Source organism: Sabulicella rubraurantiaca (assembly GCF_017355885.1).
GTDB classification, from domain to species: Bacteria; Pseudomonadota; Alphaproteobacteria; order Acetobacterales; family Acetobacteraceae; genus Roseococcus; species Roseococcus rubraurantiacus.
Genome location: NZ_JAFEUU010000004.1, coordinates 153,932 through 175,419, shown reverse-complemented (window position 1 = coordinate 175,419; position 21,488 = coordinate 153,932). Strand labels below are relative to the sequence as shown.

General features: G+C 70.0%; 20 protein-coding genes. 19 read left to right on the top strand and 1 reads right to left on the bottom strand.

Annotated features, from left to right (window positions below; genetic code table 11):
- Window positions 1–12 precede the first annotated feature (12 nt).
- The 4 genes from JTJ31_RS09465 to JTJ31_RS09450 are packed head-to-tail and all read left to right on the top strand — an operon-like array spanning window position 13 to window position 5,552.
- Window positions 13–309 (top strand): succinate dehydrogenase assembly factor 2, encoded by a 297-nt coding sequence (locus tag JTJ31_RS09465; protein WP_408015401.1) that lies wholly within the window; start codon window positions 13–15, stop codon window positions 307–309.
- Complete coding sequence (gene mfd / locus JTJ31_RS09460; RefSeq protein ID WP_207538401.1) at window positions 306–3,758, top strand: transcription-repair coupling factor; 3,453 nt, start codon at window positions 306–308, stop codon at window positions 3,756–3,758. Before JTJ31_RS09465 ends, mfd begins: the two co-directional genes overlap by 4 nt.
- Window positions 3,755–4,153 (top strand): GFA family protein, encoded by a 399-nt coding sequence (locus tag JTJ31_RS09455; protein ID WP_207538400.1) that lies wholly within the window; start codon window positions 3,755–3,757, stop codon window positions 4,151–4,153. Before mfd ends, JTJ31_RS09455 begins: the two co-directional genes overlap by 4 nt.
- 4 nt (window positions 4,154–4,157) lie before the next feature.
- Complete coding sequence (locus JTJ31_RS09450; RefSeq protein WP_207538399.1) at window positions 4,158–5,552, top strand: M20/M25/M40 family metallo-hydrolase; 1,395 nt, start codon at window positions 4,158–4,160, stop codon at window positions 5,550–5,552.
- Here the strand turns inward: JTJ31_RS09450 and JTJ31_RS09445 are convergent.
- Complete coding sequence (locus tag JTJ31_RS09445) at window positions 5,534–7,321, bottom strand: gamma-glutamyltransferase family protein (RefSeq protein WP_207538398.1); 1,788 nt, start codon at window positions 7,319–7,321, stop codon at window positions 5,534–5,536. The two genes, JTJ31_RS09450 and JTJ31_RS09445, sit on opposite strands and share 19 nt — an antisense overlap.
- A 66-nt stretch (window positions 7,322–7,387) precedes the next feature.
- On the opposite strand from JTJ31_RS09445, the gene JTJ31_RS09440 reads away from it, so the two are divergent.
- From JTJ31_RS09440 to JTJ31_RS09370, 15 genes are all read left to right on the top strand, one after another.
- Window positions 7,388–7,921, top strand: coding sequence for an AAA family ATPase (locus JTJ31_RS09440; RefSeq protein WP_207538397.1), 534 nt, complete (start codon window positions 7,388–7,390; stop codon window positions 7,919–7,921).
- A 140-nt stretch (window positions 7,922–8,061) separates the two neighbouring features.
- A complete protein-coding gene (rpsB, locus tag JTJ31_RS09435) occupies window positions 8,062–8,838 on the top strand; it encodes a 30S ribosomal protein S2 (RefSeq protein ID WP_207538396.1) in 777 nt (258 codons plus the stop codon).
- 24 nt (window positions 8,839–8,862) lie between these two features.
- Complete coding sequence (gene tsf / locus JTJ31_RS09430; protein ID WP_207538395.1) at window positions 8,863–9,777, top strand: translation elongation factor Ts; 915 nt, start codon at window positions 8,863–8,865, stop codon at window positions 9,775–9,777.
- 78 nt (window positions 9,778–9,855) lie between these two features.
- Window positions 9,856–10,575 (top strand): UMP kinase, encoded by a 720-nt coding sequence (pyrH, locus tag JTJ31_RS09425; protein WP_207538394.1) that lies wholly within the window; start codon window positions 9,856–9,858, stop codon window positions 10,573–10,575.
- Between the two features lie 25 nt (window positions 10,576–10,600).
- On the top strand, window positions 10,601–11,176 hold the full coding sequence (gene frr / locus JTJ31_RS09420; RefSeq protein WP_207538393.1) for a ribosome recycling factor: 576 nt from the start codon (window positions 10,601–10,603) through the stop codon (window positions 11,174–11,176).
- Entirely contained in the window at window positions 11,176–11,904 is a 729-nt protein-coding gene (gene uppS, locus JTJ31_RS09415; protein WP_207538392.1) for a polyprenyl diphosphate synthase, read from the top strand. The genes frr and uppS overlap by 1 nt, the downstream gene beginning before the upstream one ends.
- Window positions 11,901–12,731, top strand: a complete 831-nt coding sequence (locus JTJ31_RS09410) for a phosphatidate cytidylyltransferase (protein WP_207538391.1) — start codon at window positions 11,901–11,903, stop codon at window positions 12,729–12,731. The genes uppS and JTJ31_RS09410 overlap by 4 nt, the downstream gene beginning before the upstream one ends.
- 5 nt (window positions 12,732–12,736) lie before the next feature.
- On the top strand, window positions 12,737–13,897 hold the full coding sequence (gene dxr, locus JTJ31_RS09405; protein WP_207538390.1) for a 1-deoxy-D-xylulose-5-phosphate reductoisomerase: 1,161 nt from the start codon (window positions 12,737–12,739) through the stop codon (window positions 13,895–13,897).
- Window positions 13,898–13,906: 9 nt separating this feature from the next.
- Window positions 13,907–15,022, top strand: coding sequence for an RIP metalloprotease RseP (gene rseP, locus JTJ31_RS09400; RefSeq protein ID WP_207538389.1), 1,116 nt, complete (start codon window positions 13,907–13,909; stop codon window positions 15,020–15,022).
- On the top strand, window positions 15,019–17,454 hold the full coding sequence (gene bamA, locus JTJ31_RS09395; protein WP_236020044.1) for an outer membrane protein assembly factor BamA: 2,436 nt from the start codon (window positions 15,019–15,021) through the stop codon (window positions 17,452–17,454). The genes rseP and bamA overlap by 4 nt, the downstream gene beginning before the upstream one ends.
- A 19-nt stretch (window positions 17,455–17,473) precedes the next feature.
- The gene (locus tag JTJ31_RS09390; protein ID WP_207538388.1) at window positions 17,474–18,298 is read left to right on the top strand and encodes an OmpH/Skp family outer membrane protein; all 825 of its coding nucleotides are present in this window, start codon (window positions 17,474–17,476) and stop codon (window positions 18,296–18,298) included.
- A gap of 16 nt (window positions 18,299–18,314) precedes the next feature.
- On the top strand, window positions 18,315–19,355 hold the full coding sequence (gene lpxD, locus JTJ31_RS09385) for a UDP-3-O-(3-hydroxymyristoyl)glucosamine N-acyltransferase (protein WP_207538387.1): 1,041 nt from the start codon (window positions 18,315–18,317) through the stop codon (window positions 19,353–19,355).
- Between the two features lie 5 nt (window positions 19,356–19,360).
- Complete coding sequence (gene fabZ, locus JTJ31_RS09380; protein WP_236020043.1) at window positions 19,361–19,828, top strand: 3-hydroxyacyl-ACP dehydratase FabZ; 468 nt, start codon at window positions 19,361–19,363, stop codon at window positions 19,826–19,828.
- The gene (gene lpxA, locus JTJ31_RS09375; RefSeq protein ID WP_207538386.1) at window positions 19,825–20,682 is read left to right on the top strand and encodes an acyl-ACP--UDP-N-acetylglucosamine O-acyltransferase; all 858 of its coding nucleotides are present in this window, start codon (window positions 19,825–19,827) and stop codon (window positions 20,680–20,682) included. Before fabZ ends, lpxA begins: the two co-directional genes overlap by 4 nt.
- Window positions 20,679–21,488: an LpxI family protein gene (locus JTJ31_RS09370; protein ID WP_207538385.1), complete on the top strand. Its 810-nt coding sequence runs from the start codon at window positions 20,679–20,681 to the stop codon at window positions 21,486–21,488. The genes lpxA and JTJ31_RS09370 overlap by 4 nt, the downstream gene beginning before the upstream one ends.

Genomic DNA, 21,488 nt, shown 5'->3' with positions numbered 1-21,488 from the left:
TATATGGCACCCGTGACCGCAGACGACGACCTGACCCCTCGCCACCGCCGCCTCCTGTTCCGCGCCCTGCACCGCGGGACCAAGGAATGCGATCTGATGCTGGGGGGGTTCGTGCAGCGCCATCTCGCCACGCTTTCCCAGTCCGAGCTAGATGAGCTGGAGGCAATCCTCGAGATGCCCGATGTGGACCTCACGGATTGGCTGAGCGGCCGCCGGCCTATCCCGGCGGAGGCGCGCGGCCCGTTGCTGGAGCGCATCACCGCCGAGATGTCCCTCCCGGGCGCCGGACGCCCCGGATACGCCCGGTGAGCGCGCCACTCGACGTCTATGGCGCGCCCGAGGGCTTCGACGCGCTCCTGCTGCGCGCCCGGCGGGCCGAGACGCAGGCGCCCGTCCTCCATGTCTGCCGCGACGATGCCCGCATGGCCCGAATGGCCGAGGCGCTGGCCTTCTTCATGCCCGAGGCGGAGGTGCTCCGCCTGCCGGCCTGGGACGTGCTGCCCTATGACCGCGTCTCCCCCAACCCCGAGATCATCGCCGAACGCGTCGCCACCCTGGCGGAGTTGACGGAGGCGCCGACCCGCCCGCGCATCGTGCTGACCACGGTGAATGCGCTCGTTCAGAAGGTGCCGCCTCGCGCCGCCTTCGCCGGGGCCGCGCTTTCGCTCCGCAAGGGCGGCCGTGCCAGCATCGAGCAGGTGGTCGGGTTCCTGGAATCCAACGGCTATGGCCGCACTGGGACCGTGATGGAGCCCGGCGAGTATGCCGTGCGCGGCGGCATCCTGGACCTCTACCCCGCAGGGATGAGCGACCCGCTGCGCCTCGACTTTTTCGGCGACGAGGTGGAGAGTATCCGCCGCCTGGACATCGAGACCCAGCGCTCGCGCGAGCACGTGGACCGCCTGGTGCTGCGCCCGGTGGGCGAGGTCTTCCTCGACCCCGCCAGCATCGAGCGCTTCCGCACCGGCTACCGGGACCTCTTCACCGCCGCCGCCTCGGAAGACCCGCTCTATGTCAGCGTCTCCGCCGGGCGGCGCCACCCGGGGATGGAGCACTGGGCCGGGCTGTTCCACGAGACGATGGAGACGCTGCTGGACTACCTGCCCGGCGCCTCCGTCAGCCTCGACAACCAAGCGGAGGATGCACTGGCCGCGCGGCTGGAGATGATCGCCGACCATTACGAGGCGCGCCGCATCCCCGCCCGCATCAATGAAGGCGAGGTTCCCTACCGCCCCGTTCCGCCAAACCGCCTCTACCTCGACCGCAAGGCCTGGGACGCGATGCTGGCCGGCGGGCCTCTCCTGCGCTTCTCACCCTTCCACAAGCCGGAAGGGTCGCCCGGCATCGACGCGGGTGGCCGCCAGGGCCGCATCTTCAGCGAGGCACGGCAGGCCGGCGAGAATCTGTTCCACGCCTATGCCGCCCACGCGGAGAGCGAGATTGGCCGTGGCCGCCGTCCCGTCCTCGCCGCCTGGACTCGCGGCTCACGTGAGCGTCTGGTCACGCTGCTGCGCGAGAACCGAGTCACGGCGGAGCCGGTCGAGGATGGCTATGCCGCGCGCTCGCTCCCCGCGGGTGTCGTGGCCGTCGCGCATCTGGGGCTGGAGCGCGGCTTCATCGGCGACGGCATCTCCGTCACCGCGGAGCAGGATCTGCTGGGCGAGCGCATCGCCCGCCCGCCGCGCAAGCGCAAGCGCGCCGACCAGTTCCTGGCCGATGCCACGCAGATCGAGGTCGGAGACCTCTTGGTCCATGCCGAGCACGGCGTGGGCCGCTACGAGGGGCTGGAAACGGTCCAGGCCGGCGGCGCGCCGCATGACTGCCTGAAGCTGACCTATGACGGCGACGCCAAGCTCTACGTCCCGGTCGAGAATATCGAGATCCTGTCGCGCTTCGGCTCGGAGACGGCGGGCGTCACGCTGGACAAGCTGGGCGGCGCCTCCTGGCAGGCGCGCAAGGCCAAGGCGAAGCAGCGCATCGCGGACATGGCGGCGCAGCTCATCAAGATCGCGGCGCAGCGCAAGACCCGCGACGCCCCGGTCATCGCCCCGCCCGAGGGCGCCTGGGAGGAGTTCTGCGCCCGCTTCCCCTATGTGGAGACGGAGGACCAGTCCCGCGCCATCGCCGACGTGCTGGAGGATCTGGCGGCGGGCCGCCCGATGGACCGGCTGATCTGCGGCGACGTGGGCTTCGGCAAGACGGAGGTAGCGCTGCGCGCCGCCTTCACCGTGGCCATGGCGGGCTCCCAGGTGGCGGTGGTGGTGCCGACCACGCTGCTGGCGCGCCAGCACCACCGCATCTTCACCGCCCGCTTCGCCGGGTTGCCGATCCGCATCGCCCAGCTATCCCGGATGGTGACGCCGAAGGAGGCGAAGGAGACTCGCGAGGCCCTGGCGCGGGGCGACGTGGACATCGTGGTCGGCACCCATGCCCTGCTCGGCAAGGGGATCGAGTTCGCCGATCTCGGCCTCGTCATCGTGGACGAGGAGCAGCATTTCGGCGTGAAGCATAAGGAGCGGCTGAAGGAGCTGCAGGCCGGCGTCCATGTGCTGACGCTGACCGCCACGCCCATCCCGCGCACGTTGCAGCTCGCACTGTCCGGCGTGCGGGAGATGAGCGTGATCGCGACGCCGCCCGTGGACCGCCTGGCAGTCCGCACCTTCATCATGCCATGGGACCCGCTGGTGCTGCGCGAGGCAATCCAGCGCGAGCGCTTCCGCGGCGGGCAGATCTTCTGCGTCGTCCCGCGCATCGAGGACATGGCGAAGATGGCCGAGCGCCTGGCCGAAATCGCGCCCGAGGCGCGCATGGTGCAGGCGCATGGCCGCCTCGCCGCCACCGAGCTCGAGCAGGTGATGACGGAGTTCGGCGACGGAAAATACGACATCCTGCTGGCCACCAACATCGTCGAATCCGGCCTCGACATGCCGGCGGTGAACACGCTCATCATCCACCGCGCCGACATGTTCGGGCTGGGTCAGCTCTACCAGCTGCGCGGCCGCGTCGGTCGCGGCAAGCAGCGCGGCTACGCCTATCTGACCTGGCCGGCGCATCACCGCCTCTCGCCCACCTCGCAGAAGCGGCTGGAGGTGATGCAGACGCTGGACAATCTCGGCGCCGGCTTCACCCTGGCCTCGCACGACCTCGATATTCGCGGCGCGGGCAACCTGCTGGGCGAGGAGCAGTCGGGTCAGATCCGTGAAGTGGGCATCGAGCTCTACCAGGAGATGCTGGAAGAGGCGGTGGCGGACCTCCGCGCCGGCTCCCGCAAGCGCGAGGAGTCGGACACCGCCTGGATGCCGCAGATCAACCTTGGCCTCGCCGTGCTGATCCCCGAGAATTACGTGCAGGAACTGCCCGTTCGCCTCGGCCTCTATCGCCGCATCGGTGCACTGGGCAGCGAGGCGGAGGTGGATGCGATGGGCGCGGAGCTCGTGGACCGGTTCGGCCCCTTGCCGGAGGAGGTCGAGAACCTCCTCGCCGTCGTCGCCATCAAGCTGCGCTGCAAGGAGGCGAATGTGGAGAAGGTGGATGCGGGGCCGAAGGGCATCGTCGTGACCTTCCACCGGGGGCGCTTCGACAACCCGGTCGGGCTGGTGGAGTGGTCCCAGAACCAGAAGGGCCTCATCACGCTGCGGCCCGACGGCAAGGTGATGCTGCTGAAGGAGATGCCCTTCGCCCAGCGCGTGAAGGCGGCGCGCGGCCTCGTGACCAACCTCGCCAAGCTGGCTCGTGCGGCGCGGAAGGAAGCGGCATGACCCGCGAGGGCGGGTGCTGCTGCGGGCAGCTGCGCTTCCGCACGGAGGGCGAGCCGATTCGTTCGGGCCTCTGCCACTGTTTCGACTGCCGCAAGCTGCACGCGGCGCCCTTCATGGCCTTCGTCGTCTTTCCCGAGGGCAAGGTCACGATCACCGGAGAGGCGAGCAGCTTCGAGAGCCAGCCCGGCTATGTGCGCTCCTTCTGCCCGCGCTGCGGCTCCCAGGTCTTCGGGCGCCTTGCGAAGAGTGAGCCGGGGGAGATGGAGCTGCACCACGGCTCCTTCGACGAGACCAGCCTCTGGCCGCCGGCATACGAACTCTGGACTATCCGGCGCGACGATTGGCTTGGCCCCATCCCATCTGTCACGGATCATCACGCGCGCAACAGGGAATGATGGAATGGATGTGACGGAACGGGTGCTGGCGCGGGCGGACGCGAATGCGGAGGCAGCGCTGGAGCGGCTCTTCGCGCTTCTGCGCATTCCCTCCATCTCCACCGACCCTGCCTTTGCCGCGGACTGCGCACGCTGCGCCGAGCATCTGGCGCGCGAACTGGCCGATCTCGGCTTCGAAGCGAAGTCGCACCCGACGCCCGGCCATCCCGTCGTGGTGGGGCATGACCGCTCGGCCCCCGGGCGCTCGGCGCTATTCTACGGGCATTACGACGTGCAGCCGGTGGACCCGCTCTCGCTCTGGCAGCGCGGCCCTTTCGAGCCGGCGCTGGACACGCTGCCGGATGGACGCACCGTGATCCGCGCGCGCGGCGCAGCGGATGATAAGGGGCAGGTGATGACCTTCCTCGAAGCCTGCCGCGCCTGGCGCGAGGAGACGGGCAGCCTGCCCATCCCGCTCACCATCCTGCTGGAAGGCGAGGAGGAATCGGGCGGCGTGAACCTCCCGCCCTTCCTGCGTGAGCACGCGGCGGAACTGAAGGCCGATCTCGGCCTGATCTGCGACACCGGCATGTGGGACAACGAGACCCCCGCCATCGTTACCATGCTGCGCGGCCTGTGTGGCGAGGAGGTGGTGATCCACGCCGCCAACCAGGACCTGCACTCAGGCATGTTCGGCTCCGCCGCGGCCAACCCGAACCGCGTCCTTGCGCGCATCCTGGCCGACATTCATGACGCGGACGGGCGCGTCACCATCCCGGGCTTCTATGATGGCGTGCCGGAACTACCCGATGCGCTGCGGCGGCAGTGGGAAGGGCTCGGCTTCGACGCCGCCGGCTTCCTTGGCGCGGTCGGCCTGTCCGTTCCCGCTGGCGAGAAGGACCGCACCGCGCTGGAGATGCTGTGGTCCCGTCCCACCGCCGAGATCAACGGCATGGGCGGCGGCTACCAGGGCGAGGGGTTCAAGACGGTCATCCCCGCCCAGGCCTCGGCGAAAGTGTCGTTCCGCCTGGTCTTCGACCAGGACCCGCACGCCATCCGCGCCGCCTTCCGTGACTTCGTGCGCGCCCGCCTGCCCGCCGATTGCCGTGCCGAATTCATCGAGCATGGCTCCGCCTCCGCCATCGGCTTCGATACCGCCGACCCGGCCTTCATCCAGGCGCGCGATGCGCTGACCGCCGAGTGGGGCAGGGAGGCTGTGTTCATCGGTGGCGGCGGCTCCATTCCCGTCGCCGGGGATTTCCGGCGAGAACTCGGGATGGACGTGGTCATGGCCGGGTTCGGGCAGAAGGACGACCGCGTCCACAGCCCGAACGAGAAATACGACCTCGAAAGCTTCCGGAAGGGCACCCGCTCCTGGGTGCGGATCCTGGGGGCGCTGGCTCAGCGCCCCACCGCGTAGCCCTGCATGCCGCGCGGGTTCGCGCCCGCGCGGAGCTGGCCGTCCGGAAGACGCCGTGCGCCGGTGAGGCGCCCTTCCGACCAGTCGCCGCCCATCTCCACCTTGTGGCCACGAGCGCGCAGCTCGTCGGCCACCTCGGCCTTGAAGCGGCCTTCCAGCACCAGCTTGCCGGGCTTGGCGCCGCGCGGCCAGAAGGAGGACACCCAGTGCTCCGAATGGAAGCTGGGAAGGTCGATCGCTTCCTGGATGTTGAAGCCATGCGCCAGCATCCGCGCCAGCATGATGGGCTGCCACTGGTCCTGCTGTTCGCCGCCCGGCGTGCCGTAGGCCATGTAGGGCGCGCCATCCTTCAGCACCATCGAGGGCGAAAGCGTGGTCCGCGGCCGCTTGCCCGGCTGCAGGCCGTTGGGCAGCGTCTCGTCCAGCCAGAACATCTGGCAGCGCGTGCCGAGGCAGCAGCCCAGCTCCGGGATGGCGGGCGAGGATTGCAGCCACCCGGCCGAAGGCGTCGCCGAAACGAAATTTCCCCAGCAGTCGATGATGTCCACGTGGCAGGTATCGCCACCCGAGGCGCCGAGGCGCGAGACGGTCGGCTCGCCGCTGCCCTCCGCCGCGCGCATCTCCTCCGCGCGGGCCACCGCCGCCGCATAGTCCACGCCGCGCACCGGGCGCCCGCCGGGCGTGCCGGGGCGGAACTCCATCGAGGCCTCGCGGCCGATCATGGCGCGTCGCTGCGCCACGTATTCGGCAGAGAGCAACGCCTCCATCGGCACGTCGGTGAAGTCCGGGTCGCCGTAATGCGCTTCGCGGTCGGCATAGGCCAGCTTCATCGCCTCGGTGACGGCGTGGACGAACTCCGCCCCCACCGGGTCCATGGCGGCGAGGTCCATCCCGTCGAGCAGGGACAGCGTCTGGAGCATGGTCGGACCCTGACTCCAGGGGCCGCACTTCAGGACGGTGTGGCCCCTGAACTCGTGGGTGAGGGGCTTCTCCACCCCCGCGCGCCATTTCGCCATGTCCTGGCCGGTCAGCACGCCGGCATGGCGCTCGCCGGAAGTGTCCATGGCCGGGGAGCGGACAAAGCGGTCGATGGCCTCGGCGACGAAGCCGCCATACCAGGCCTCGCGCGCCGCCTCGATCTCGGCCTCGCGGGTGCGGCCGGGTGCCTCGGCCTCACGCAGCACGCGCTCATAGGTGTCGGCAAGGGTGGGGTTGCTGTAGAGTCCGCCCCCCTGCGGTCCGCCGTCACGCAGCCAGATGGCGGCGGAGGTGGTCCATTCCTGCTCGAACAGGCGGCGCACTGATTCGACCGTCGCCTTCACGCGCCCGACCATGGGCGCGCCGTGGCGGGCATAGCCGATGGCGTAGGCGAGCACGTCGCGCAGGCGCCACGTCCCATGCTCCTGCAGCATCCGCGCCCAGGCGTCGAAGGCACCGGGCACCGGGGCGGCGAGGAAGCCGGTGCCAGGCATCATGTCGAGGCCGAGATGATCCTTCACATGCGCCACGGTCAGCCCGGCCGGGGCGGGGCCCTGGCCGCAGATCACCTGCTGCGTCCCCAAAGCGGCGGAGTGCAGGATGATCGGGCAGTCGCCCAGCGGGCCGTTCAGGTGCGGCTCCACCATCTGCAGGGTGAAGCCGGCGGCGGCGGCGGCGTCGAAGGCGTTGCCGCCCCGCTCCAGCACCGCCATGCCGACCTGGCTGGCGACCCAATGGGTGGAGGCGACGACGCCGAAGGTTCCGGCGATCTCGGGGCGGGTGGTGAACATGGCTGGTGACGCTCCTGTTGCCGGGATAGGGAGGGCTCGGGCCGGTTTCGTCAATCGGGGGGCAGGATGGTCTGGGTCGCGGTCGTGGGGCCTTCGGGGGCAGGGAAGGACACGATCCTGGCCGCGCTGCGCAAGGAACTCGCATGCGATGGGCGCTTCCACTTTGCCCGCCGGGTCATTTCCCGCCCCGAGGATGCGGGCGGAGAGGCGCACGAGTACCTGTCGCATCACAGCTTCGCCACGGCGGACCTCGTCTTGCACTGGGAGGCGCATGGGCTGCGCTACGGCATCCGGCGCGCGGAGGTGGTGCGGGCACCCGTCACCCTGCTGAACCTCTCCCGCGCCGTGCTCGAGGAGGCGGCGTCCCGCCACCCCTTGCTGGTGGTGGAAGTGACGGCCCCTCGCTCTGTCCTCGCCGAAAGGTTGCGGGCCCGGGGACGGGAAGGGGAGGCCGAGATCGCAGCCCGGCTGGACCGGGAGGGAGCCCTGCCAGCGGGGCTGCGGCGGGTCCGGATCATCAATGACGGCCCCGTGGATGCGGCCGTCGCAGCCCTGCGTGGCGTGCTGGAGGGTTGCGCCGCGGGCCATTTTCCGCCATGACCCGGCCGCCGGCGGGGCTTGTCCGCCGGAAATCCGCACGCGGCGCGCCCTTCCCCCATGGCGAGGGTCCGGTCCCGGTCAATCCCGGGTTCATTGCGCCGCGGAGGCTCAACCGGACTATCGATGGAAGGATGATCGCGATGGCGATGCCTGAGGTTTCCCTGCGCCAGCTTCTCGAGGCGGGCGTGCATTTCGGCCACCACACGCGGCGCTGGAACCCGCGCATGGCGCCCTACATCTTCGGCGTGCGCAACCAGGTCCACATCCTGGACCTGCAGCAGACTGTACCGATGCTGGAGCGCGCGCTGCGCCAGGTGCGCGACACCGTGGCCGGCGGCGGCCGCGTCCTGTTCGTGGGCACCAAGAAGGCGGCGGCCGAGTACGTGGCCGAGGCCGCGACCCGCTGCGGTCAGTACTACGTGAACCACCGCTGGCTGGGCGGCATGCTCACCAACTGGAAGACCATCACGGGCAGCATCAAGCGCCTGAAGGAGATGGATGCGCGCCTGTCCGGCGACGTGCAGGGTCTCACCAAGAAGGAGATCCTGATGCTGACGCGCGAGAAGGAGAAGCTGGACCGCGCCCTGGGCGGCATCCGCGAGATGGGCGGCCTGCCCGACCTGATCTTCGTCATCGACGTGGTGAAGGAGAAGCTGGCGATCGAGGAGGCCAACACGCTCGGCATTCCAGTCGTGGCCGTGGTGGACAGCAACGCCGACCCCTCGGGCATCCAGTTCCCGATCCCGGGCAATGACGACGCGATCCGCGCCATCAACCTGTATTGCGACCTCGTCGCCGGCGCCGTGTTCGACGGCATCTCGGCCGAGATGACCGCCTCGGGCCGTGACATCGGCGCGATGGAGGAACTGGTTCCGGAGGAAGGCGCCGAGGCGCCCGCCACCGAAGCCCAGGCCTGAACCCCGTAAGCAGGAGCACGAGCGATGGCTGAGATCACGGCGGCAATGGTCCGCGACCTGCGCGACCAGACCGGCGCGGGCATGATGGACTGCAAGAAGGCCCTCACCGAGACGGGCGGCGACATGGAGGCCGCGATCGACTGGCTGCGGAAGAAGGGTCTTTCTGCCGCGGCCAAGAAGTCCGGCCGCGTGGCCGCCGAGGGGCTGGTCGGCACCGCCTCCGGCCCCGGCGTCGCCGCCATGGTCGAGGTCAATGCCGAGACCGACTTCGTGGCGCGCAACGAGACCTTCCAGGCCTTCGTGTCCGAGGTGGCGGGTCTCGCCCTCTCGGTCGGCGACGACATCGAGAAGCTGAAGGCCGCGACCTATCCCGGCACGACGCACTCGACGCAGGAGGAGCTGACGCGCCTCGTCGCCACGATCGGCGAGAACATGACGATCCGGCGTGCCAAGGTGTTCCGGGTCGATCGCGGCACCGTCGCCACCTACATGCACAACGCCGTGAAGCCGGGCCTCGGCAAGATCGGCGTGCTCGTCGCGCTGGAAGGCGCGGGCGAGGGCGAGGTGATGGAGCTGTTGGGCCGCCAGATCGGCATGCACGTCGCCGCGACGCGTCCCGAGGCTCTGGACGTCAACGCTGTGGACCCCTCGGCCCTGGAGCGCGAGCGCGCCGTGCTCACCGAGCAGGCCCGCGCCTCCGGCAAGCCCGACGCGGTCATCCAGAAGATGATCGAGGGCCGCATCCGTAAGTATTACGAGGAAGTGGTGCTGCTGGAGCAGGTCTGGGTGCACGACGGCGAGAGCCGGGTGCGCGCCGTGGTGGAGAAGGCCGGGCTGAACCTGGCCGGCTTCGCCCGCTTCCAGCTCGGCGAGGGCATCCAGAAGGAGTCCTCCGACTTCGCGGCCGAGGTCGCCGCCCAGGCCGGGCTGAAGGCCTGAGGCCAGGAAAGGGGAGGGCGCGGCTGGCCGCGCCCCCCGCCCCCTGCTAGCTTCCCAAGGAACGGAACCGGAAACGCCATGACCCCTACCTACAAGCGCGTGCTCTTGAAGGTCTCGGGGGAGGCGCTCATGGGCGACCGCGCCTATGGCCTGGACACCGCGACGGTGAAGGGGATCGCCGAGGACATCAAGGACGCCGCCGAGCTGGGCGTGCAGGTCGCGCTGGTGATTGGCGGCGGGAATATCTTCCGCGGCGTCGCCGGGGCGGCAGCCGGGATGGACCGCGCCCAGGCCGACTACATGGGCATGCTGGCGACAGTGATGAACGCGCTGGGCATGCAGTCGGCGCTGGAGCGGCTGGGAGTGCCGACCCGGGTGCAGAGCGCGATCGAGATGTCCGCCATCTGCGAGCCCTATATCCGCCGCCGCGCCATTCGCCACATGGAGAAGGGCCGCGTGGTGATTTTCGCGGCCGGCACGGGCAACCCCTTCTTTACCACCGATACCGCTGCCGCGTTGCGCGCTGCCGAGATGGGCTGCGACGCGCTGCTGAAGGGCACGCAGGTGGATGGCGTCTATGACAGCGACCCGCGCAAGAACCCGGACGCCAAGCGCTACACCACGCTCCCTTACCTCGAGATGCTCTCGCGCGACCTTGCGGTGATGGATGCAGCCGCGATCTCCGTGGCGCGGGAGAACCACCTGCCCATCATCGTCTTCAATATCCACGAGGCAGGCGCCTTCACCGAGGTGATGAAGGGCCAGGGCCGCTTCACCATCGTGACCGACGCCGCCTGACGCCGAAGCAAGAGGGGAAAGAACCATGCCCGCCGCACCGCCCGACCGGAACGCCCTCCGCGCCGACCTTTCGCGCCGCATGGATGGCGCGATGGAGACGCTGAAGAAGGAATTCTCCGGCCTGCGGACCGGCCGTGCCGCGCCCGCCCTCCTGGAGAACATCCGAGTCGAAGCCTATGGCGCGAACCAAGCCCTGAACCAGGTGGCGAACGTCTCGGTAGGTGGACCGTCCATGCTGGTGGTCCAGGTCTTCGACCGCTCCGTTACCAAGCAGGTCGAGGTGGCGATCCGCGATTCCGGGCTGAACCTGAATCCGCAGTCGGAGGGCCAGACCATCCGCATCAACCTGCCGCCCCTGACCGAACAGCGCCGCAACGAGCTGGCGAAGATGGCGGCGAAGTACGCCGAGGGCGCCAAGGTCGCCATCCGCGGCGTGCGCCGCGACGGCATGGAGCAGATTCAGGGCTGGAAGAAGAAGAGCGAGATCAGCGAGGACGACGCGAAGCGCTGGTCCGACGAGGTGCAGAAGCTGACCGACGATTACGTGAAGCAGATCGACACGGCGCTCGCGGCGAAGGAAAAGGACATCAAGACCGTCTGATGCTCCACCGCCCCGCCCAACCGGCGGGCGCGGGCGGCGTCCCGCCGCGCCACGTCGCCGTCATCATGGATGGCAACCGCCGCTGGGCGGAGCAACGCGGCCTGCCCACCGCCATGGGGCATCGCGCGGGCGCCGAAGCCGTGCGCCGCACCATCGAAGCCGCGATCACCCATGGCGTGCCCTGGCTGACCCTCTTCGCCTTCTCCTCCGAGAACTGGTCGCGCCCGAAGGAGGAGGTGCAGGAGCTCACCGGCCTGCTGCGCCACTACCTGCGCGCCGAGGTCGCCCAGCTGGATCGGGAGGGGGTGCGGCTGCGCGTGATCGGCGAGCGGCACCGCTTCGGTCCAGACACGCTGGCCGATATCGAGGCAGCGGAGGCGCGTACGCGCGGCAATGTCCGGCTGAATTTGACCGTCGCCCTGTCCTATGGCGCGCGGTCGGAGATCGTGGCGGCGGCGCGGGCAGCGATGCGCGCCGGCGTCGCGCCTGAGGCGCTGGACGAGGCGAGCTTCGCCCGACACCTCTACACGGCCGGCCAGCCGGATCCGGACCTCATCATCCGCACCTCCGGCGAGCAGCGCCTATCCAACTTCCTGCTCTGGCAAGCCGCCTATGCCGAGCTGGCCTTCCCGCCGGTGTTGTGGCCCGATTTCGGTGCCGAGCATTTCGCCGCCTGCCTCGCCGATTTTTCGGCGCGCGAGCGCCGCTTCGGGGCGCGGGCGGGGTGAGCGCCGCCGGCGGGCGGAACTGGAGCGACCTCCGCAAGCGTGCCCTGACTGCCGGCCTGCTGGGGCCGGCGGCGCTGCTCTGCATCTGGTTGGGCGCGTATTGGTGGACGGTGCTGATGGCGGTCTGCGCCGCGGGGCTGGCCTGGGAATGGGTGCGGCTCTGCGGCGGTTCCACCCGCTCGCGCCCCGGGCTGTTCGTGCCGGCGGCGGTGCTGTTGGCCGGTGCCGCCTCGACCGCAGGGTCTTTCCCCACGGCCGTGGTGCTGCTTTTGGTGGGCGCCTATGCGGCGCGCCACTCGGCGCGGCGAAGGGGATTGGTCCCACCGCTCTGGCTTGCCTTCGGGGCGCTTTATATCGGCCTCGCCGGGGTGGCGCTGATCGAGCTTCGCCACGCCGATGTGGCAGGGCGGGAGAACGTCATCTTCCTGTTTCTGGTGGTCTGGGCCTCGGACATCTCCGCCTACCTGGCCGGGCGCAGCTTTGGCGGGCCGAAGCTCTGGCCGGCTGTCTCGCCCAACAAGACCTGGGCGGGTGCCCTGGGCGGCTTGGCGGGCGCCATGCTGGTCGGGGTGCTGGCGGCCGCGGCGCTGGAGCCCGGCTCGGCCGGGATCCGGGCAGCCCTAGTGGCGGGGCTGCTGGGCATCGCCACCCAGGGAGGTGACCTGCTGGAAAGCTGGATCAAGCGCCGTTTCGGAGTAAAGGACTCCTCCGGCCTGATTCCGGGCCATGGGGGCCTGCTCGACCGGTTGGACGGGGTCCTGGCTGCCGCGCCGGTCGCCGCCCTGCTGTCCTGGGCGATCGGTCCGGGCACGCAACTTTGGAGGTAAAGGCCTTGGGCCGCAGCGTATCCATCCTGGGCAGCACGGGGTCCATCGGCCGTTCCACCCTGTCCCTGCTTTCCGCCGCCGCACCGGGGGAGTTTGAGGTCGAGGCGCTGGTCGCCGGGCGCGACGTGGCGGCGCTGGCGGCCCAGGCGCGGGAGCACCGCGCCCGCCTTGCCGTCGTGGCCGACCCGGATGGTCTTCCTGCCCTGCGCGAGGCCCTGGCTGGGACCGGAATCGAGACGGCCGCCGGGCCGGAAGCCGTGGTGGAAGCGGCCGCCCGGCCGGCGGACTGGACCATGGCCGCCATCGTGGGCGCGGCGGGGCTCGCTTCCACCCTGGAGGCGCTGCGGCGCGGCGGGACGCTGGCCCTGGCCAACAAGGAGAGCCTGGTCTGCGCCGGCGAGATCGTTCTGGAGGCCGCGCGTGCCTCGGGCGCCACCCTGCTGCCCGTGGATTCGGAGCACAACGCCGTGTTCCAGGCCTTGGGCGAGCGGGCGCCGGAGCAGGTGGCGAAGATCATCCTCACCGCCTCCGGCGGCCCGTTCCGCGAGGCGAGCCTCGCCGAGATGCGCGCCGCGACGCCGGAGCAGGCGGTTCGCCACCCGGTCTGGTCCATGGGGGCCAAGATCAGCGTGGACAGCGCCACCATGTTCAACAAGGGGCTGGAGGTGATCGAGGCGGCGCGGCTTTTCCCCGGCCCGCCGATCGAGGTGCTGATCCACCCGCAATCCACCGTTCACGGGCTGGTGCAGTACCAGGATGGCTCGGTGCTGGCGCAGCTTGGCTCTCCGGACATGCGGACGCCCATCGCCCATTGCCTCGCTTGGCCGCGACGCATGAGGGCGGAGGTGAAACCGCTGGACCTCGCCGCACTGGGTCGGCTGGACTTCGCCGCGCCCGACCCGGCGCGCTTCCCGGCCTTGCGCCTGTCGCGCGAGGCGCTGGAGGCGGGGAGGGGGGCACCCTGCGTCCTGAATGCCGCGAACGAGATCGGCGTGGAGATGTTCCTGCGCCGCGAACTCGGTTTTCTGGACATTGCCGCCGTGGTGGAGGATACCCTTGCCGCGCTGGGCGGGGAGGCCGTGCCGGATCTTCCCGCCGTGCTGGCGCTGGACGGGCGGGCGCGTGATCACGCGCGCCGCAATGCTGTCCGGCGCGCCGCCGCCTGAGGAAACGCGATGCTCGACTTCCTGCCTGATGCCGTCCGCACCCTGCTCGCCTTCGTGGTGGTGCTGGGCGTGCTCGTCTTCTTTCATGAGCTGGGGCACTACCTGGCGGCGCGCTGGCGCAACGTCCATGTGGATGCCTTCTCCATCGGCTTCGGGCGGGTCATCGCGCGCTGGACCGACCGGCGCGGCACGGAATGGCGCGTCTCCTGGATCCCGCTCGGCGGATACGTGAAGCTGCATGGGCAGTCGCCGCTGGACGGCTCGCCCGAGCCGAACACCCCGCCGCCGCGCGAGGGCGAGACCTTCCACGACAAGCCCGTCGGCGACCGCGCCATCATCGTCGCCGCCGGGCCGATCGCGAATTTCCTGCTGGCGATTTTGCTCTTCGCCGGCCTCTACGCCACCTATGGCCAGCCACGCGGGATGACCGCGGTGAGCGTTGTCGCCGCCGGCTCGCCGGCCGAGCAGGCGGGCATCCAGCCGGGCGACGAGATCGTGGCCCTTGACGGGATGCGGGTAGGCCGATTCGACCAGGTGCAGCGCCACATCCAGCCGCGCGCCAACGTGCCGGTCGAGGTGCGGGTGACGCGCGAGGGGCGCGAGGTGACGCTGACCGCCACACCTGCGCCGCGTCCCGGCTCCGAAACGCAGCCGGTCGGCATCCTCGGAATCCAGGGCGGACAGGCGCGGTTCGAGCGTCTGGACCCGTTCAGCGCGCTCTGGGCCGGCACGGTCCAGACCTTCGAGATGTCCTGGATGACGCTGAGCGGCATCGGCGAGATGCTGTCCGGCAGCCGCTCTGCGAGCGAACTCGGTGGGCCGATCCGCATTGCCGAAGTATCGGGCGAGGCGGCGAGCCTCGGCATCGTGCCGCTGGTGAACCTGATGGCGCTGCTTTCCATCAGCCTCGCCCTGCTGAACCTGTTTCCGATTCCGCTGCTCGATGGCGGGCACCTGCTCTTCTACGCCGCCGAGGCGGTGCGTGGGCGGCCACTGCCGCCGCGCGCGCTCGAATACGGCTTCCGCGCCGGCTTCGCGCTGCTCATCTCGCTCTTCGTCTTCGCCACCTGGAACGACATCGCCCATGGCGGGATCGGGCGCTGGGTTGCTGGGATGCTCGGATGAGCCGCCGGTCGAGCTCCGCCGCAGGCGGGCCGGGGTGGCGGGGCCGCCCCGCCGCCGCTATGGTCCCCGCGTTCGTCGCCAACCCGAAACCAATGGGTCGCCCCTTGCACGCCACCTTCCGCGCCCTGCTGCTCGCCACCGCCGGAATCGGCCTGCTTGCCATGCCCGACGCTGCGGCCCAGTCGCCGCGTCGCGCGGCGCCCGCTGCTGCGCCCCAGCCGCCCCAGGGCGTGATCACGTCCATCGACATTCGCGGCAACCAGCGCATCGAGGCGGAGACGATCCGCTCCTACATGCTGCTGCAGCCGGGCGACCCGTATGATCCAGATCGCTCCGACCGCTCGCTGCGCTCCCTGTTCCAGACCGGGCTGTTCCGCGACGTCCGCATCACGCGCGATGGCTCGAGCCTCGTGGTGCAGGTGCAGGAGAACCCGATCGTCAATCGCGTCGCCTTCGAGGGCAACAGGCGCGTCTCCGACGACAACCTCCGCCCCGAGATCCAGCTTCGCGCCCGCAGCGTCTTCACGCCGCAGCTGGCCCAGGGCGACCGCCAGCGCATCCTCGACCTCTATGCGCGCCGTGGCCGCTACGCGGCGCGGGTCGAGCCCAAGATCATCGAGCTGGACCAGAACCGCGTGGATGTGGTCTTCGAGATCACGGAGGGCGAGGTCGCGCAGGTTGCGCGCATCAACTTCGTCGGCAACTCGGCCTTCTCCGACTCGCGGCTGCGCGAAGTGGTAGCGACCAAGGAGCAGGCCTTCTACCGGATCTTCTCCAGCTCCGACACGTTCGACCCGGATCGGCTTGCCTTCGACCGCGAGCTGCTGCGCCGCTACTACCTGCGCAACGGTTACCCCGACATCCAGGTGGGCAATCCCTCGGCGGAGCTGTCTCCTGACCGTTCGGGCTTCTTCATCACCTATCCGATGAACGAAGGGCAGCGCTTCTCTTTCGGCGAGATCAACATCACCTCGTCCTTCCCGAACCTGAACACGCAGGAGCTGCGGCGCTTCATCGAGATCCGTTCGGGCGACTGGTACGATGGCGACGCGGTGGAGCGCACCTCCCAGGCCATCGCCGACGCGGCGAATCTGCGCGGCTTTCCCTTCGTGGACGTGCAGCCGCAGATCACCCGCGACGCGGAAGCGCGGCGCATCAACATCACCTTCGCCATCAATGAGGCGCCGCGCATCTTCGTCGAGCGCATCGACATCGAGGGCAACACCCGCACCCAGGACCGCGTGATCCGACGCGAGTTCCGCCTTGCGGAGGGCGATGCCTTCAACGCCGCGCAGGTTCGCCGCTCGCGCGAGCGCATCCGCAACCTGAATTATTTTGGCGACGTCCAGATCACCAGCGCTCCTGGTTCCGCGCCGGACCGGACCATCATCACCACCCGCCTGCAGGAGCGCGCGACGGGTGAGGTGAGCGTGGGCGGTGGCTACTCCACCGATGCCGGCTTCCTCGCCGACTTCGGCATCCGCGAGCGCAATCTGTCGGGCACCGGGCTCGACGCGCGCATCGCCGCGACCATCGCGCAGCGCCGGTCTCAGCTGGATCTGTCCATCACCGACCCGGCCTTCATGGACCGCAACCTCGCCCTGGGCGCGGACGTGTTCTACATCCAGCGCAACCTGCTCAACATCGCGAACTACAGCGAGCGCCGCGCTGGCTTCGCCCTCCGTGCGGGCTGGGAGTTCAACGAGCGGCTGCGGCAGAACGTGTCCTACAGCCTCGTCCAGCGCGAGGTGTACGACATCCAGGCCGGTGCGAGCCGCTACGTGACCGAGCAGCGCGGCACCACCCTGCTGTCGCAGGTGAGCCAGACGCTGTCCTACGACACACGCGACAACTTCCTTGAACCGCGCCGCGGTTACCTCATCCGCCTGGGCACCGACCTCGCGGGGCTTGGCGGCGACGTGGCGTATTTCCGCGGCCGCCTCGATGGCAGCCTGCACCTGCCCTTCGAGCGCATCCTGGGCCACGAGGATTATGTGCTCTCATTCACGGCGAGCGTTGGCATCCTCGAATCCTTCGGCAGCCGCCCCGACCGCATCGTGGACCGCTTCTTCCTGGGCGGCGAGAATTTGCGCGGCTTCGCCCTGGCCGGCGCCGGCCCGCGCGACCTCACGACGGGCGACGCGCTGGGTGGCCGCTTCATGTGGACCCAGAGCAGCGAGTTCCGCTTCCCGCTGCCCGTCCCGTCGGAGATCGGCCTGATCGGCCGTGCATTCATAGATGTCGGCTCGCTCTCGCGCACAGTCTCCGGCCCGGGCATCGGCGACACCGCGACGCCGCGCGTGGGCGCAGGCGTGGGCATTTCCTGGCGGTCGCCCTTCGGGCTGATCAACATCGACGTCGCGCAGGCGGTGGCGAAGCAGCGCTATGACGAGACCCAGGTCGTGCGCTTCGGCTTCGGCACACGCTTCTGAACCGGAAAGTCTGATCCTCATGCGTTTTTCCCGACTCGTCCTCGGCCTGTCCATGGGCCTTCTTCCGGCTTTCGCCCTCGCGCAGCAGGGTGGGCAGGAGTGGTTCGTGCCCGGACAGGGCCAGGGCGGGCAGCGCCCGGCCCAGGCGCAGCAGCGCCCCGCCCAGCCTCCCGCGCAGCGCCCAGCGCAGCAGGCCCAGGCTCCGCGTCCGGGGCAGCAGCCGCCGGCGGCGCTGATCGGCATCGTGGACATCCCCGAGGTGCAGCGCGTCTCCACTGCCTTCAACCAGGTGCGGGAGGAGATCGAGCGGCGCCGGACCCGGCTGAACGACGATCTCCAGCGTGAGCAGAACACCTGGCGCGAGGCGCAGCAGCAGCTTGCGACGCAGCGCGCCACGCTGAACCCGGAGCAGATCCGCCAGCGCGAGCGCGAGCTGCAGGACCGCATCACCGACTCGCAGCGCATCTTCCGCAACCGCTCCCAGGCGATCGAGCAGGCGGCACAGCAGTCCCTGTCGCAGATCGAGGAGTCGCTGGCGAACGTCGTGCGGCAGGTGGCGGCCGGGCGCAACGTGAACATCGTGCTGCCGCGCCCGCTGGTCATCATGAACGAGCCCGCCTTCGACATGACGGAGGAGGTGAGCCAGCAGTTCAACCGCGTCCTAGCGCGGGTGAATATTCCGGCCGACAGCGACGGCTCCACCCCGCCCGTTCCGCCGCAGCAGGTCACCCCGCGTGGCCAGGCGCCGGCCCCGGCCGCGCAGGGCAACCAACGTCAGGCTCCCGCCCCGGCCCCGGCTCCGGCCGCGCAGGGCGGCCAGCGCCCGGCCCAAGGCCGCAACTGAGGGGGCGGGGGGCCGCATGGCCGCCGACCCGCGCTTCTTCCTCCAGGCCGGGCCGCAAAGCCTGGCCGCCATCCTCGACGCTGCCGAAGCGACCAGCGCGGGCGATCCGGCGCGGCACTTCAGCGGCGTCGCGCGGTTGCAGGATGCGACGGAGGAGCAGGTCAGCTTCCTCGACAATCGCCGCTACCTGAAGGAACTGCAGGCGACGCGGGCCGGTGCCGTTGTCCTGACGGAGGAGTTCGTCGCTCAGGTGCCCGGCGGTTGTGTCCCGATCGTCTCGGCGGCGCCCTACCTCGCATTCGCCCGCATCGCCGCGCTGTTCCATCCCGCCCCGGCTCCCGTGCCGGGCGTCCACCCGAGCGCGGTGGTCGACCCGACCGCACGCATCGGCGAGGGGACGGAGATCGGGCCGCTGGCCGTCATCGGTGCCGGCGCCGAGATCGGGTCGCGCTGCCTGATCGGCCCTCATGCGGTGATCGGCCCAGGCGTCGTGCTGGGCGAGGGATGCCGCCTCCATGCCCATGCCAGCGTCAGCCACGCCCTCCTGGGCCGTGGCGTGGTGCTGCATCCGGGTGCCCGGGTCGGGCAGGAGGGGTTCGGCTTCGCTCCCACGCCGGACGGACGATTCGTCACCATGCCACAGCTCGGGCGTGTCATCCTGGAGGATGGGGTCGAGATCGGTGCCAATGCCTGCGTGGACCGTGGCTCCCAGGGTGACACGGTGGTCGGATCCGGGACGCGTGTGGACAATCTGGTTCAGCTGGCCCACAACGTACGGACCGGCCGGGGCTGCGTGTTGGTCTCGCAGGTCGGCATTTCCGGCTCCACCACGCTCGGCGATTTCGTGCAGGTGGGGGGGCAGGTGGGAATGACCGGTCACCTGACCATCGGCCGTGGCGCGCGCATCGGCGCGCAGGCTGGCGTCATCAGCGACGTGCCCGCAGGCGCCGAGCTCTTCGGCACGCCCGCGATGCCCGTTAAGGAAGTCTTCCGCCAGGCGGCGGTGTTGAAGCGGTTGGCTGCGCGGACGCGCGGCGGCAAGAGAGAGGGCGACTAGGCGCCATGGACGGAAATGATGCGGGCATGACGCTCGGCACCTATGGCATCCGGCAGGTGATGGAGGCGATCCCACATCGCTACCCCTTCCTGCTGATCGACCGCGTCGTGGACATCGTGCTGGACGAGCGCGCGACCGGCATCAAGAACGTCTCGATCAACGAGAATTTCTTCCAGGGCCATTTCCCGCAGGAGCCGGTGATGCCAGGCGTCCTGCTGATCGAGAGCATGGCCCAGACCTCCGCCGTGCTGGTGGTGGCCACCCTGGGCGAGGCGTCGAAAGGCAAGCTCGTCTACTTCATGACCGTGGAGGCCGCGAAGTTCCGCCGCCCCGTCGTGCCGGGCGACCAAGTCCATGTGCATGTGCAGAAGGTCCAGCGGCGCATGAACGTCTGGAAGTTCAGGGGCGAGGCCAAGGTGGATGGCGTCGTGGTCGCCGAGGCCACCTATGCCGCGATGATCCGGGACCGGTGAGGAACTTGGATTCCATCGCCCCCACGGCGGAGGTCCACGCTTCCTCCGTCATCGCGCCCGGAGCCGTGATCGGCGCCGGAGCACGGATCGGCCCGTTCTGCATCATCGGGCCGGAGGTCGAGATCGGCCCCGGCGCCATGCTCACCTCGCACAACGTGGTGGAGGGGCGGACCGTGATCGGGGAGGGGGCGCAGCTTGCCCCCTATGCCTCGGTCGGACTCGCGCCGCAGGACCTGAAGTACAAGGGCGAGCCGACCGGCGTTCTGCTCGGCGCACGAAGCGCATTACGCGAGCATGTGACAGTGCATCGCGGCAGCGTGGGCGGCGACGGCTTCACCCGCATCGGCACGGACTGCCTGCTGATGGCCTGCTCGCATGTCGGGCATGACTGCGTGGTCGGCAACGGCGTGATCCTGGCCAACAACGTCATGTTGGGCGGCCATGTGCGGCTGGGCGACAACTGCTTCCTGGGCGGTGGCGCGGCCGTGCACCAGATGGTGCGGATCGGGCGGCAGGCGATGGTGGGCGGCCTTGCGGGCGTTACCAACGACGTGCCGCCCTTCGGCAACGTGTTCGGCCTGCCCGCGCGCCTCGTCGGGCTGAATGTGATAGGGCTGCGGCGCCGCGGCTTCGCGCGTGAGAACCTGCATGCGTTGCGCGCCGCCTACCGCCTCATCTTCCGCGAGCCTGGAACCTTCCAGGAGCGGCTCAACCAGGCCGAAGCGCAATTCGCCGGCGATGCGCTGGTGAGCGAGGTCATCGCCTTCCTCCGTGCTGGCGACCGGCGACGCGAGTTAATCCGCCCCGGCCGGATGGCCGCCGAGTTCGGCGACGAGGAGGAGAGCGGGGCGTGACAATCGGGGTGATCGCGGGGGGCGGTCCCTTTCCCCTCCGCGTCGCCGAGGCCGCCGCCGCCCAGGGCCCCGTCTTCGTGGCCTGCATCCGCGAGTTCTGCGACCCCGCCGCCTTCGCGCACCTGCCTCACATGGTGGAGCGGGCCGGAGCAGGGGGTTCCATCCTCGACCGCTTCCGGCGCGAGGGAGTCACACGGATCGCCTTGTGCGGTGCGGCACGCCGTCCTTCCCTGTCTGGCCTGTGGCCCGATGCCTGGACCGCACGGGCCGTGGCGCGGCTGGGCACCGCCTTTCTTCGCGGGGACGATGCACTGCTGCGCGGGCTGGTGCGAATCCTGGAGGAGGAGGGGTTCGACGTCGTGGCACCGCAATCCCTGATCCAGGGGGCGATGGCGCCCTCCGGCCTGCTCGTGGGGCCGGAGCCGGACGCTACGGCGCGCGAAGACATCGCGCGTGGCGTGGCGGTGCTGCATGCCCTGGCGGCCCAGGATGTCGGGCAAGCCGTGGTGGTTCAGCAGGGCCTCGTCCTCGGGATCGAGGCGATCGAGGGCACGGATGCCCTGCTGGCTCGTGCCGCGACGCTGCGCCGGGAAGGGCCGGGCGGCGTGCTGGTGAAGCTGCCCAAGCGCGGGCAGGAGATGCGCGTGGACGCGCCGGCCATCGGCCCGCGCACGGTCGAGGGGGCCAGGGTGGCTGGGCTGCGCGGCATCGCCGTGGGCGCGGGGGGAACCATCATCGCCGATCGTGCCGAAGCCTTGCGCGCCGCGGAGCAGGCGCAAATCTTCATCACCGGAATCGAGGAGTGA